The sequence below is a fragment of the Methanosarcina sp. Kolksee genome (assembly GCF_000969945.1).
Classification (GTDB): domain Archaea; phylum Halobacteriota; class Methanosarcinia; order Methanosarcinales; family Methanosarcinaceae; genus Methanosarcina; species Methanosarcina vacuolata.
The window spans coordinates 4,462,834-4,476,502 of sequence record NZ_CP009524.1 but is presented as its reverse complement, the minus strand read 5'-3'; the positions used below and the strand labels follow the sequence as shown (position 1 = coordinate 4,476,502).

The 13,669-nt window shown below is 41.1% G+C and carries 10 protein-coding genes; 6 read left to right on the top strand and 4 right to left on the bottom strand.

Translation table 11 applies throughout. The features are described from left to right. Nucleotides 1–509: 509 nt before the first annotated feature. The 3 genes from MSKOL_RS18485 to MSKOL_RS18470 are packed head-to-tail and all read right to left on the bottom strand — an operon-like array spanning nt 510 to nt 2,596. Nucleotides 510–944: a nucleotidyltransferase substrate binding protein gene (locus MSKOL_RS18485; protein ID WP_048158043.1), complete on the bottom strand. Its 435-nt coding sequence runs from the start codon at nt 942–944 to the stop codon at nt 510–512. 49 nt (nt 945–993) lie between these two features. Then, complete coding sequence (locus MSKOL_RS18480) at nt 994–2,169, bottom strand: pentapeptide repeat-containing protein (protein WP_231592680.1); 1,176 nt, start codon at nt 2,167–2,169, stop codon at nt 994–996. After that, entirely contained in the window at nt 2,132–2,596 is a 465-nt protein-coding gene (locus MSKOL_RS18470; protein ID WP_231592318.1) for a pentapeptide repeat-containing protein, read from the bottom strand. Before MSKOL_RS18470 ends, MSKOL_RS18480 begins: the two co-directional genes overlap by 38 nt. Before the next feature lie 428 nt (nt 2,597–3,024). Between MSKOL_RS18470 and glyS the strand changes: the two genes are divergently transcribed. Next, a complete protein-coding gene (gene glyS, locus MSKOL_RS18465) occupies nt 3,025–4,848 on the top strand; it encodes a glycine--tRNA ligase (protein ID WP_048158039.1) in 1,824 nt (607 codons plus the stop codon). A 152-nt stretch (nt 4,849–5,000) separates the two neighbouring features. Further along, on the top strand, nt 5,001–7,814 hold the full coding sequence (locus MSKOL_RS18460) for a DEAD/DEAH box helicase (RefSeq protein WP_048158038.1): 2,814 nt from the start codon (nt 5,001–5,003) through the stop codon (nt 7,812–7,814). Nucleotides 7,815–8,116: 302 nt separating this feature from the next. Here the strand turns inward: MSKOL_RS18460 and MSKOL_RS18455 are convergent, their stop codons facing one another. Continuing rightward, complete coding sequence (locus MSKOL_RS18455; protein WP_048158037.1) at nt 8,117–8,812, bottom strand: Sjogren's syndrome/scleroderma autoantigen 1 family protein; 696 nt, start codon at nt 8,810–8,812, stop codon at nt 8,117–8,119. 271 nt (nt 8,813–9,083) lie between these two features. Here MSKOL_RS18455 and MSKOL_RS18450 point away from each other — a divergent pair, with 271 nt between their 5' ends. From MSKOL_RS18450 to MSKOL_RS18435, 4 genes are all read left to right on the top strand, one after another. Continuing rightward, nucleotides 9,084–9,365, top strand: a complete 282-nt coding sequence (locus MSKOL_RS18450) for a UPF0147 family protein (protein ID WP_229396491.1) — start codon at nt 9,084–9,086, stop codon at nt 9,363–9,365. Nucleotides 9,366–10,081: 716 nt separating this feature from the next. Beyond that, nucleotides 10,082–10,717, top strand: coding sequence for a haloacid dehalogenase (locus tag MSKOL_RS18445; protein WP_229396490.1), 636 nt, complete (start codon nt 10,082–10,084; stop codon nt 10,715–10,717). Nucleotides 10,718–11,194: 477 nt separating this feature from the next. Next, nucleotides 11,195–12,814: an O-phosphoserine--tRNA ligase gene (gene sepS / locus MSKOL_RS18440; protein WP_048158036.1), complete on the top strand. Its 1,620-nt coding sequence runs from the start codon at nt 11,195–11,197 to the stop codon at nt 12,812–12,814. Nucleotides 12,815–12,858: 44 nt separating this feature from the next. Continuing rightward, nucleotides 12,859–13,620: a DUF169 domain-containing protein gene (locus tag MSKOL_RS18435; protein WP_048158470.1), complete on the top strand. Its 762-nt coding sequence runs from the start codon at nt 12,859–12,861 to the stop codon at nt 13,618–13,620. Nucleotides 13,621–13,669: the final 49 nt, after the last annotated feature.

Genomic DNA, 13,669 nt, shown 5'->3' with positions numbered 1-13,669 from the left:
TCTCAAAGCATTTCCTGTTAGAAAGTGCTCTGAGTATGTACTCTAAAAATCCAACGAGATCTCAAACAGGCACTTTATGTTCGAAAGTACCCTGCATAGTATACACTATCCGACGTGATCTCAAAGAGGCATCTTCATATCGAAAATGCATTATTTACCCCACCGACTCTAGCTTTAGAAGTTTGTGATATTAAAAGTTGTTGACCCTGTATGAGAGAATTTTATATGAGCACGCAAATAATAGTCAGATGCCCTGATTAACATTTTAGTCGATGGGCATGTGATAAAATCCGAGCATTGATGATGAAAAGAATCGAAACATAAATTCAAAGTAGATTATATAAGCTAAAGGTTGAGAAGATAAGGCAATAAAAAATGTTCCTAAGTTAATTTCCTGTGCCCTGCAAAACGGGATAGAGCGAAAAAACCCAATTAGGCGAAAGAAGAAGATTGGAGCGCCGCTTTCAGAATCAAAAATCGAATTTCAGCCGGTTATTACAACTTTGTTTTTATTTTTCTGCCGATTGACCCCGAAAATCCGATTCAACTTTAGTAACGATCCGCCTGCAAACCTCGTCCATTAGTTTCCAGCACTCTCCGACCTGCCAGTAGATTTCTTCTGCAACTTCCTCAAAGTTAACGTGCTCAGCAACGTGCCTAATCTCTTCTTTCTCGTCGATCATCTTAAGTGCCTGAACCGTTTCTTCCTCATCCATTAGCCCGACCTGAAAAGCCATTTTCATGCAGGACTTTGGTGACTCATAGACAAATCCTTCATGGACAAAGAGATAGTCTTTTACGAGTCTCCAGAAAATTTCGACGCTGCGCTTGAATCTGAATAAGGTGGCATCGCGGATTATTGGGGAGTAGGGCTCGGAGAGTATTTCTTGGAGAGAAATGAGGCATTTTGTTGAGAGTTTGAGTTTGAGGGTTAAGTTTTGCATTAACGATTCTTTGCTGTTCGTTTCCTTATAAGTAACTGAACCCCTGAAATTATGGTCTCATCATCACATTCGTTAAAGTTACTAAGAATAAACCTAGAGTCACCCAACCCAAAAACCCTTCAAACATAACCCATTTTCTGAAGTTATCTTTAGGATACCAATCACCGTATCCAACTGTAGTAAAAGTTACCATACTGAAATAAAAGCTATCCCAGAAGGTTACTTTTTGGTTCGAATAATTATTGTCCGATAATCTAGAAATACCAGGATTTGGCCAATTAATTTTAGGAATCAAGCTTAATAGAGTTTTAATCACTGGTTTTTGAGCACTTTCTGCATTTTCTCTATTATACCATGAAATAGTAGGAGAACCTAGATAAATAAAAGAGAATAACAAAACGATTAAACCACCTAAGTAAAACGCACGAAATGGTTTTACACCATATCCACAGGTAAACCACATTAGTATATCGCACCATTTTGAACCTTCTTTAGAAAAAGGAGTCCATAATTTTTCTGCTTGGCAGTGTTTTCTATATTGGTAGTAGGCAGCGTCTGCATCTTCGAACTGTTCAAGGCTTCGGAAGTTTTGTATTAACTTTACATAGGTTGGCCCATCAAAAACAAGTGAGTTCTCAAGCGAATTCCAACTAACCCGCATTTCTTTGAAATCAGTACCATTTAATGTAACTTCATTAAATAGAGTGCCTGAGAAATCGACAGCGTCATCAAAATTTGCCCATTGAAAGTCGGAAGTATTGCTAAAACTAACTTCCTTAAAAGAGGCAGAATCTTCAAAAGCAGAATACGAAAAAGAAGCAGAATCGCCAAAAGTAGAATACCGAAAAGAGGCAGAATCGCCGAAAGTAGCAAAAACGAAAGCGGCAGAATCGCCAAAAGTAGAGTCCGTAAAGTCGGTATAATCACCAAAGGTAGATTTCATAAAATTGGCAGAATCGCCAAAAATAGAATGCTGAAAAGAGGCAGAATCGTCAAAAGTACATCCCGAAAAAGAGGTAGAATCGCCAAAAGTACATCCCCTAAAAGAGGCAGAATCGCCAAAAGCAGCTCCTGAAAAATAGGCAAAATCGCCAAAAGTACATCCCCTAAAAGAGGCATAATTGCCAAAAATAGAATCCCAAAAATTGGCAGAATCGCCAAAAGTAGTAAAAGAGAAATCTGCAAAACTACCAAAAGTACATTCCAAAAAAAACAGCAGAATCACCAAAGGTAGTATTTCTGAAATTAGCTGTCGAAGAGCAATTTACTTTAGCAAAGGAGAAGGATTTAGTAAATAGACAGTTTGAGAAATCTAGATTATTTTCAAAAATTGAGTTACGGATTACGATGTTGCTTTTAATAATCTTTATATTTACTCCGTGAGATTCCAAATACCCTTCACTGTAGTAGTATCCAGATTTCAATGATTCATTATACTTTGGATTAGGAATATTTTCAAGCTTAATTTCATTTAAATTGAGTTCTCCAATTATGCGGCAATTTGTAAGGTTTACATCTTCTCCTTTTTCAATTTGATTTAAAATTTCACTGGCCTGGATTTCTCTATATTCATCTGCCAGACAGACTACTGGCATGGAAGTGAACACGAAAAATGATAACAAAGTCCAGAAAAACAATTTTTGGCATTTCATTTAACACATCTTTTGATATTTTATATATTAAATTTTGTGAAATTACTCGAGAGCGTCGTAAAAGTCCAGTTGATTCTATAAATGGGATAAATTAATGTCTAATAAGGTTGGTGTTTGCCTAAATTTCATGCGAAATCTTACAACCATATTTAAAGTCAACGTTCCAATTATCCAATTGTAGAATTGTTTTGACTTTTGCGACGCTCTCTACTCATATTGAAATTTCAAAAATTATGGAAAATTTTTTATCTCGACTTTTTGCAGTGTTATTGATTTCTTGATCTGTACCTATGATCATCTATAATACCCAACTTACCCCAGAGCAGTGCAAATTTAATATAATGATACCTTTATCCATCTAGTATTTCCTATAGATCAAAATTACAATTATCTGATATCCCCTAATCAATTTCACGAGGATTTTTAAAATGGACACATACGAGAAGGTATTCGAGCTGGCTAAACGCCGGGGGTTCTTGTGGAACTCTTTTGAGCTGTATGGCGGAAGCCGCGGATTTTATGATTATGGGCCTCTTGGGAGCACACTGAAGAGGCGAATCGAGCAGACCTGGAGAGAGTTTTACGTTATCCAGGAAGGGTTTATGGAAATCGAATGCCCGACAATCGGGATTGAGGACGTCTTCATTGCATCCGGGCACGTTGGAGGTTTTTCGGACCCTCTGTGCGAGTGCATGAACTGTAAAGAAGCATTCCGGGCCGATCACCTTGTACAAAACGTAATGGAAGCCGCAGGAACCCTGAGTGCAGAAGAACTCACCAGGGTTATAAAGGAAAACGATATCCGATGCCCGGAGTGCGGTGGAGAATTCGGCGACGCTTACGAATTTAACCTGATGTTCAAAACTACAATTGGACCCGGCACTGGAAGGCAGGGGTACCTAAGGCCGGAGACAGCCCAGGGTATGTTTGTCGATTTCCAGAGGCTGTCCCGCTTCTACAGAGACAAGCTGCCTTTTGGAGCAGTACAGATCGGGAAATCCTACAGAAATGAAATCGCACCCAGGCAAGGTGTAATCCGGCTCAGGGAATTCACACAGGCCGAGTGCGAGATTTTCGTTGACCCGCGCAACAAGAAACACCCCAATTTCGAGCGTTTTGCAGACAGAGAACTTGTACTCTATTCCCAGAAAGCACAGGAAAAAGGCGAACCCTTCAGGATGACTGTCCGGGAAGCTGTGAAGGCCGGAGTCATTGCACACGAAGTCCTGGGCTACAACATTGCACTTACCAACGAATTCCTGACAAAGGTTGGAATTAACCCTGCAAAACTCAGGTTCAGGCAGCACCTGAAAGACGAAATGGCGCATTACGCAATCGACTGCTGGGATGCTGAGATCGAGACCGACAGGTTCGGCTGGGTCGAGATTGTGGGAATTGCTGACAGGACGGACTATGACCTCAAGGCCCATGCAAGGGTTAGCAAGACCGAACTTTACGTGTATATCGAATACGACGAGCCGAAGATGGTAACTCGGTTTGTTGTAAAGCCGAACATGGGCAAGCTCGGGCCTCTCTTTAAGGGCAAGGCAAAAGCAGTTGCAGATGCCTTAAAACAGCTTTCCGAAGAAGAGCTCTCAAAGGATGAGATCAAAGTTACCGTGGACGGGGAAGAGTTGACAGTCAGTTCGGATGCAGTGGACTTTGCAGAAGAAACCGTTAAAGTCAGCGGAGAAAACGTCATCCCTCACGTAATCGAACCTTCCTATGGAATCGACAGAATCTTCTATGGCATCATGGAGCACGCTTATGACGAAGAAAACGTGGCTCAGAAGGTTGCCGAATCAGGGCTTAAAGGCTCGGAAGAAGCTGAAAATGAATCCGAAGCTGGAAAGGGAGAAGGTGAAGCTGAAGGAGAAGAGGAAGCAAGGCTTGTCATGCACTTTTCAAGTGCAGTTGCCCCGGTACAGGTTGCAGTCCTCCCACTCCTGACCCGTAAAGAGCTTGCAGACCCTGCAAAGGATATCATTGTAAAACTCAGGGAAAAGACCCTGCTTGTCAATTACGATGATTCCGGAACCATCGGGCGCCGCTACAGGAGAAATGACGAAATTGGGACGCCTTACTGCGTTACTGTAGACTACGATACCCTTAAAGACGGGACTGTAACTATAAGGGACAGAGATTCCATGCGCCAGATCCGGGCTCCAATCCAGGGGATCGAAAATGCGCTCTACGAACTTATTTACAGAGGCAAAACTTTCGAATCCGCAGGCAAGCCTTTTAATTTCTAAATATTAAAAACTGTAAGTTCCTGAGCTGTGGGCTAAAAAGCCTGCAGCAAATTTTTTAGTTGTTTATGTTTATTACAATTGCCTGAAATATGAGTAAATTAATTTGAAAAATTTGAAATTGATATATCTGAAATAAATGATCCTGAAGTAAAATGAACGAGAGTCTTTTTTCTGAGAAACCGGGGTTTATGAAGCACCCGCTGATAAAATCCGATACCGTTGAGCAGAGGCTTTATCAGTTAAATCTTGCAGGAAAAGCCCTTGAAGGATCAAGTCTTGTTGTTCTTCCTACAGGGCTTGGAAAAACCGTTATAGCTCTTTTTGTAATTGTTTCCAGACTTCAGCGGTTCGGGGGAAAAGCCCTGATTCTTTCTCCAACAAAACCGCTTGTTGAGCAACATGCAGCTTTTTTCAAAAAAGTAATGGCGCTTCCCGAAGACGAAGTTCTCACTTTTACTGGCAGTATTGCACCTGCAGAGCGTGAAAAACTCTGGGCTCAGGGGAAATTGATAGTATCCACCCCTCAGGTGATTGAAAACGATCTCCTAACAAAAAGAATCAGCCTTGAAGATGTAACCCACATCACCTTTGATGAAGCCCATAGGGCAGTAGGAAATTATGCTTACACTTTTATTGCGGAAAAATACTTCGAGAGCGCAAGAAACCCTCATGTGCTCGGAATTACTGCAAGTCCTGGCAGTTCGGACGAGAAAATCTCTGAAGTATGTCAGGCTTTACACATTGAGAATGTCTCGGTGAAGACTGAGAAAGATAAAGATGTCCGCCCTTATGTTCAGGAAAAAGAAATAGAATGGCTTCAGGTCCAGCTTCCCCCCGAAATGGCCGAAATCCGGAGTTATCTGGAAAAAATCTTTGATGATAGGCTCGTAACAATAAGAGGCCTGGGGTTTTCACCAGGTAGTGGGAAGTACGTCTCCAAAAAAGATCTTTTGCTTTTCCAGAAGAAATTACAGGGTGAAATTCGGGTAGGAGGAGATCCTGCTGTTTTTACTGCGATGTCGGTGCTTGCTGAAATGGTGAAGGTGAACCATGCTGTGGAAATGATTGAGACTCAGGGACTTGAGCCTTTCAGGAAATACCTGGAGAAACTTGATGCTGAAGCCTCTTCAAGCAGTGCAAGCAAGGCTTCAAAAAGACTGATGGACGATCTCTATATGAGAAAAGCTCTTTATAGAGCAAAGGAATGCGAGGTCGAACATCCTAAACTAGAGCTTGCCCGGAAACTCGTATCCGAACAGCTAAAAGAAAGCCCTGATTCCAGGGTAATTGTTTTTACGAATTACAGGGACACAGCAGAGATAGTAGTAAATGCCCTATCAGAAGTTCCAGGAATTGCCCCTATCCGTTTTGTAGGGCAGGCCTCGCGCCTTAAAGACAAAGGGCTTACGCAAAAACAACAGGTGGAAGTTCTCGATAAGTTTAGAGCAGGAGAATACAACGTACTTGTAGCTACCTCAGTTGCTGAAGAAGGTCTTGATATCCCTTCCACAGACCTGGTATTATTCTACGAGCCCATTCCCTCGGAAATTCGGAGCATCCAGCGTAAAGGCAGGACAGGCAGGCAGCATAAAGGTAGGGTCATTATACTTGTGACAAAGGGTACACGCGACGAAGCCTATTACTGGAGCAGTAAGAGCAAGGAAAAAAAGATGCTAAACAGCATGCACGGGCTTGAAGCTCTTCTGGTCCCCAAAAACTCAAAGCAAGGTTCGAAACTATCAGACTTTGAGTCCGAAGCTTTTATTCCGGACTATGCACAAAATGAAGCTGAAAGTGAGACTAAAACAGGAAATAGGTTGAAAAATGCAGATGTAATGCAGGGAAATAAAGGCCCAATGCAGGAAAGCAGTGATCTGGCTGTAAATCTCAGTGGTTTTGTAAATAGCAGGGGCAAAGCTGTAGATGGCAACGTTTTTCCAGATAACAAGGATGCGGCTGTAGATAGCAGTAGTTTTGCAGGCATCGGAGGCAGGTCTTCAGATATTAGAGATTTAACTGTAGACAGCGGGGAGTTAACTGTAGACAGCAGAGATATGGCTGCAGGCTCAGACTGCAACAGGGCGAATGAAGAAATTAACGAAGATAACCGTGGGGTCGGGAAAGAAGAAAATAGCGGAGAAGAAAATAGCAGAGAAGAAAATAGTAGAGAAGGAAAGAGCAGAGACGAAAAAAGCAGAGAAGAAAACGTAAAAGAAAGACAAAAAACCTTTGTCTATTTTGAAACTCTTTCTGGAAAGAAACCTGAATCCGCACCCGAAACTACTGCAGAAGCATCCAAAATAGAAATCAATCCCGAATCCCTGAAAATGGTAGTGGACTTCAGGGAAGCAAAAAGTGGGGTTGCAAATGTTCTTGATAAGCTTGGAGTAGAAGTTATTTTTACCACGCTTGAAATTGGTGATTACGTTGTAAGTGACCGCCTTGCCGTGGAGAGAAAGCGCACGGATGACTTTGTAAACTCTCTTGTTGATGGAAAACGTAATCTTTTTGTGCAGTTATCAAACCTTACAAGAGTATATCAAAAGCCTGTTCTTATTATTGAAGGAACAGAACTTTTCACTTCAAGGCAAATAAACCCTAATGCTATTTACGGCTCCTTGATATCCATTGCTATTGATTTTGGAGTGTCGCTGCTATATTCAAGAGATGAAGAAGAAACTGCTGCAATTTTAAAAATGCTTGCAAAGCGTGAGCAGATGGAAAATAAAAGAGAGGTCAACCCTCACGGGAAAAAGTCAGCAAGTACCCTTATTGAGCAGCAGGAATACCTGGTATCCGCGATCGCAGACATCGGGCCAAAAGCTGCAAGAAACCTTCTTTTGCACTTCGGCTCAGTAGAGGCTATTATGAAAGCTGATGCTAAAGAACTAAAGAATGTAAAATTAATAGGGCCAAAAAGAGCAACAAAAATTAGAGAACTCATTGAGGCTCCCTATAAAGGATAAGTGACGGAAAAAGAAACGAAAAAAGAAACGAAAAAAGAAACGAAAAAGAAACGAAAAAGAAACGAAAAAGAAACGAAAAAGAAACGAAAAAAGTACGAAAAAATCAAATTTCTCTAGACTTCTCCTCTTCTACCCTTCCTCGTTCTCTTCTGTTCTTTATCTTTTTACTTTGTTTCCCTTATTTTCGTTATCTTTTTACTTTGTTTCCCTTATTTCATCATCGTTTTCTTTTTTCCTCTCTTTTCGTTACCTTTTGACTTCTTTTTTCTCTTTCTTCTCTTCTTTTCTTTTTCCTCTTACCTTTATAACTGCCTCAAGCGCTCTATAAGCCCAAGCCCTTTTCCAATTAGTTCTAAATCTTCTGCAATCCTGCGCGGGTCTGTTTCATCCTGAAGGGATTCTGCAACATTGACCATCTTTCTAAAGAGAAGGTCTTCCAGTACTTTTTGGTCTCTATGGACTCCGGCTACCTTTGATACTGTCGCGGGTTTTTCTGCTTTTTCTGAGGGCGCGGCATGGATTACAGGAGCTTCAGGACCTCTCGGGGAAGAAACTGCAGGACTTCGAGGAATTGTGGAAGCTCTAGAGATTGTAGAAGCTCTAGGAGCTGCAGGTGCTTTCCTTCCTGCTGCTTCTTTTTCAGGAGGTAATACAGGAGTTTCCTCTTCTATCGGCTCAAGGGCTTTTTCTTCTTCTTCGGCAGTTTCAGAGGCTCTCATTCCGAACCTTGATTTTTGCCTGTGTGCCTGGACTCTCTTCTTACTATCAAAAGAAGATTTGTCTTTTTCTGTAGACGGCGTGGGTTCCGGAGCCTGGACTTCTGCAGCTGGTTCCGGAGCTTCCTTCTCTTCCTGGACATCACATATAGGACAGATTACTCTACCCTGATAACGGAATTTTGGGGCCCCGCAGACTTTACAATGTTCAGCAAGCATTGTGCCCCCTAGTTCAAGGAAACGGGCTATTCGCTTTACTTTTTTATCTTTTTCAGAATCCATAGATCTGACCTTCCTCTGTTCACGGCTTCTTATGCATTTGCTTCTCACTTATTTTATAAAATTTTTCCTGTAACTCACTGTATTGAATGAAGCTAATTCATCCTGTGTAAAGTAGAAATCGGAAACAAGTACAGAATCACAATGGGTAGACTATAAGGAAATCAACCTTTAAAATCACCGATAATATTTTATATAACAAGCCTATCTTAGACTAATCTATACTATATTAGCTATATTAGCTCTAGTTTTTATATCATAATTGACTGCGAAGGTGATTCGAGTGTCATCAAATGATTCAGCAGAAGTTATAAAACAATGTCTTCAAGTCCTAGAAAGTATAACCAGTGACTCTTCAGTTCCTAGAAATATCAGGCGTTCCGTGAATGAAATTATGGACATACTGAACAACGAATCCGAACCTCTCTTTCTTAGAGCGGCATCAAGCATTTCCATTCTAGAAGATATAAGCAACGATCCTAACCTTCCTCTGCACACAAGAACTTTGATATGGAACCTCTCAAGTCAGCTTGAGACCATTCCTGTAGATGAGTAATTCTGTAGATGAGTAATACCTATCGATGAATAATATAGACATAGATTCTTAAAATATAAAAACAGAATTTGTATGGGGGCACATGCTGGGAACAGATAAGCTCCAAGAAAAACATCTCTCGAGATGATCCTGCTAAAAAATCCCGAACTCTAACTAATTCTAAAAAAAGAACTAAAAGGTAACAACCTTACTATTCTATTAGCTACCTCAAGCTGATTTTGGAATTGCCTTCTGGAAGTTAGAGGATATCGACAAGGAAAAAGCCCTTTTCCTTCTTTTTTATATATTTTACCGGAAACTGGATTAGAACTCTGGATCTTAAAATCGGATTATAAGTTGACTCAATAATGTAAGAGGACTGAATACAAAAGAACGTAAGAGGGCTGAATACAAAAGAATGTAAGAGGGCCGAATAGAAAAAATTGAGAAATATAGAATGGGAAAATAATAGAATAAAAATAGAAATTTAAGGAATTCTAAACTCAGATCTAACTCAGGCTATATAAAGGGAAGATTTAAGGAATTCTGAACTCAGCATACACAGGGAAATAATTTATATACAGACGTAAGATATTTGAAGGGAATTTCTTATATGAGATTTTAGAATTCTGGAAAACCTATAGAAAACATATAATAACTATTTTAGTTTTAAGTCGAAAATTAGTTTTTAGGCGGAAAAACTAATCGTGTAAAAGGCTAAGAAACATAAAGGGGGTATGAAAATCTTGCTTGAAGAAATCTCGGCCCGGATAAGAGAAAATTTTGATGCCAAAGACAGTATAAGGGAAGAGGGATTGAAGATTTCCCGGGAAGTTGTCAGGGAATGCAGGACAGCATCATTTGCTCTACACGACCAGAACTTTGAAAAGGCAGATAAAAGTATCAAAACTGCGGGACATGCGCTTGAGAAACTTGAAGCTCTTTTCGAAGGGCACGCTGATATTTATCATGCAGGCTTTGTAGAACATGCCCATCAGGAGTATTCGGAGGTTTCAGTCCTCAGGAGCCTGCTGAAAGAAGAAGGAGAAAAACTTCCCTCCCCTGAAGATTTAAGAGTCGAATATGCAGCTTACCTCAATGGGCTTGGGGATGTTGTAGGAGAGCTTAGGAGGCATGTTCTGGACCTTATAAGGAAAGAGTCCTTTGAGAAAGCCGAAGTGTTTTTAGGCATCATGGAAAATATCCATGCAGTGCTTATGGACTTTGACTACCCTGATGCCATAACCGGAGGACTCAGGCGAAAAACCGATGTATCCCGCTCCTTAATAGAAAAAACACGTGGTGATGTTGTTAACGCGATTGGCCAGAAAAAGCTTGAGACCGCGATGCGACATCTGGAATCCAAACTTTAGATAGCTTAGATAAAAGATGCTTAACATGAGCAAATCAGCATTTTTTGAACTGCAAAAGTCAAAGTTGGTCATAAAATGCAATTTACTAATATACAGCTTCCACTAATACACAGCTTCCACTTATACAGCTCATCCGATAACTATTAAACCGCTGATTATTTTATCAATTACTAGCCGTCTGGCAGTTTAACTGTTTAAACTTTGGAATCTGGAATTCCCAAGTTACTCAATTTAAAATTAAAGTTGATAGAGTTAGAATTTAAATTGATAGACTTAGAAGTAAAATTGACAATTTAGAATTATACATAACAGTCTCAGTATTAAAGTTGACAGTTTATAATTACACTTAATATTTACAATTGAACTTGACAGGTTCTAATTATTACTTAACAGACTTAGAATTCCAATAATATAGAATTCCAATAATATAGAATTCCAATAATATAGAATTCCAATAATCTATTCAAGAGGATATGCATGAAATTTGATCCGGAAAAAATAAAAAGGGACGCTAAAGAAAACTTTGACCTTACCTGGAACGAGGGCAAAAAGCTTGTCAGGACACCTACCCTGAACGAACGTTATCCCAGGACCACTTTGAAATATGGAAAAGCTCATCCTGTTTACGATACAATCCAGAAACTCAGAGAAGCCTATTTAAGAATGGGCTTTGAAGAGATGATGAACCCTCTTATAGTGGACGATAAAGAGGTACACAAACAGTTCGGAAGCGAAGCTCTTGCAGTCCTGGATCGCTGTTTTTATCTTGCAGGCCTGCCAAGGCCGAACGTTGGAATTTCCGATGAGCGCACCGCAGAGGTAAAAGAGATTCTTGGGGATATCGGCGACGATGGAGTAGAAAAGATAAGGCAGGTTCTCCATTCGTATAAGAAAGGAAAGATAGAAGGAGACGACCTTGTGCCCGAGATTTCAGGGGTGCTTGGAGTTTCGGACGCCCTTGTTGCAGATATGATTGACAGGGTTTTTCCGGAATTTAAAGAACTTGTACCCCAGGCAAGCACAAAGACACTCCGCAGCCACATGACCAGCGGCTGGTTTATTTCTCTCGGTGCCCTTCTTGAAAGACAAGAGCCTCCCTTCCACTTTTTCTCCGTAGACCGCTGCTTCAGGCGAGAACAACAGGAAGATGCCTCAAGACTCATGACCTACTACTCGGCTTCCTGCGTAATTATGGATGAAGATGTGACTGTGGACCATGGGAAAGCCGTTTCAGAAGGACTCCTTTCTCAGTTTGGATTTGAAAAATTCCTTTTCAGGCCTGATGAGAAACGCAGCAAATACTACATTCCTGACACGCAGACCGAGGTGTTTGCTTTCCATCCAAAACTTGTGGGCTCTAACTCAAAGTATTCTGATGGCTGGATCGAGATTGCAACTTTCGGAATTTATTCCCCAACAGCGCTTGCTCAATATGATATTCCGTATCCTGTAATGAATCTCGGTCTTGGAGTGGAAAGGCTGGCAATGATTCTTCATGATGCACCCGATATCCGCTCTCTTACCTACCCACAGATTCCACAGTATACTGAATGGGAAATGTCAGATGGTGAACTTGCAAAACAGGTTTTCGTAGATAAAGTACCCGAAACTCCTGAAGGACTTGCGATTGCAGATTCTATTGTTTCCCAGTGCGAACTGCATGGGGAAGAACCAAGTCCCTGTGAATTCCCTGCCTGGGAAGGAGAAATTTGCGGGAGGAAAGTAAAAGTTTCCGTAATTGAGCCCGAAGAAAATACAAAGCTTTGCGGACCTGCAGCTTTTAATGAGGTTGTGGCCTATCAGGGAGATATTATGGGAATTCCAAATACCAAGAAATGGCAGAAAGCTTTTGAAAACCATTCTGCAAGGGCGGGAATTCGTTTTATAGAAGCATTTGCAGCCCAGGCTGCCAGGGAAATTGAAGAGGCTGCCCTGTCAGGAGCAAACGAGCATATAGTCAGAGTAAGGATTGCAAAAGTTCCATCGGAAGTCAACCTGAGAATAGGCTCTGTTGCCCAGCTTTATATCACAGGCAAAAAGAAAAAAATAGATATGAGAGGCCCGGTTTTCACATCTGTAAAAGCTGAATTTGTGTGAAAGCCAGAAAAGCGGGAAGGCCAGAAAAAACAGGAGCAAATTATATGCACACCGACCAAAGCCCTTTTTCAAAATATCCGGAGCTCAGCCGGCTGATGGAAATCGGCGAGCCTGTATGTGTAACCTTCGAAACAGAGCACGAAATTGGGTACAAAGTCGGGAGTAAAGTAGGGCACGAAACTGAAAAAAGGCGCGAAGCTGAAAAAAGTATTGAGGGAAAAAGCGAAGAGATAGTAGCTGGTACAGGAGACGAAAAGTTTCCTGAAAAATCCAATTTTCTTTTTTGCGAACTTGTGCAGAAAGCCCGTATGGGAGAAGCGTTCCTGATTTCAGGACAGAGTTGCTCTCCGGGAGATTATGTGCTGGGATTTTCTGAAAAGAGCCCTGCAGCGTACTACCTGAGTTCCGGAAGATATAAAAACTCGCAGGCTGCGGAAAATGCAGCTTTATCACTCCCTAGATTGGAAAAAAAGTTTTGTTTTATGAGAATCGAGCCCTTATCTCTGAATAAAGGTCGTTTTGATGTGCTGATTCTTTTCCTGAAACCTGAAAAAGCTATGCGCATTGTTCAGGCAAGTGCCTACTCGGAAGGAAAAAGGGCAGTAATGGATACAATGGGTGCAGCTTCAATCTGCGGAGACTGTACAGTGTTTGCATACAGGGAAGGTATGGGTCTATCTTTCGGGTGCAAGGGATCAAGAAAACACAGTGGATATGCAGATTTTGAAATTCCTCTTGGGCTTTCTTTTGAAAAAGCATCTGAAATAGAAGGAATTCTCTCAAAACTTCCGGAAACGAGGGAGTAAAAAGTTAATTCAAGAATTCTCTGGTTTCCAAGAGCAAATAACGAATTAT

Excerpts from the sequence above, each read along its gene's own strand:
- MSKOL_RS18435 (WP_048158470.1), top strand. The coding sequence starts at position 12,859 with ATGCACACCGACCAAAGCCCTTTTTCAAAATATCCGGAGCTCAGCCGG.
- MSKOL_RS18485 (WP_048158043.1), bottom strand. The coding sequence starts at position 944 with ATGCAAAACTTAACCCTCAAACTCAAACTCTCAACAAAATGCCTCATT.
- sepS (WP_048158036.1), top strand. The coding sequence starts at position 11,195 with ATGAAATTTGATCCGGAAAAAATAAAAAGGGACGCTAAAGAAAACTTT.
- MSKOL_RS18470 (WP_231592318.1), bottom strand. The coding sequence starts at position 2,596 with ATGAAATGCCAAAAATTGTTTTTCTGGACTTTGTTATCATTTTTCGTG.
- MSKOL_RS18455 (WP_048158037.1), bottom strand. The coding sequence starts at position 8,812 with ATGGATTCTGAAAAAGATAAAAAAGTAAAGCGAATAGCCCGTTTCCTT.
- MSKOL_RS18445 (WP_229396490.1), top strand. The coding sequence starts at position 10,082 with ATGAAAATCTTGCTTGAAGAAATCTCGGCCCGGATAAGAGAAAATTTT.
- MSKOL_RS18460 (WP_048158038.1), top strand. The coding sequence starts at position 5,001 with ATGAACGAGAGTCTTTTTTCTGAGAAACCGGGGTTTATGAAGCACCCG.
- glyS (WP_048158039.1), top strand. The coding sequence starts at position 3,025 with ATGGACACATACGAGAAGGTATTCGAGCTGGCTAAACGCCGGGGGTTC.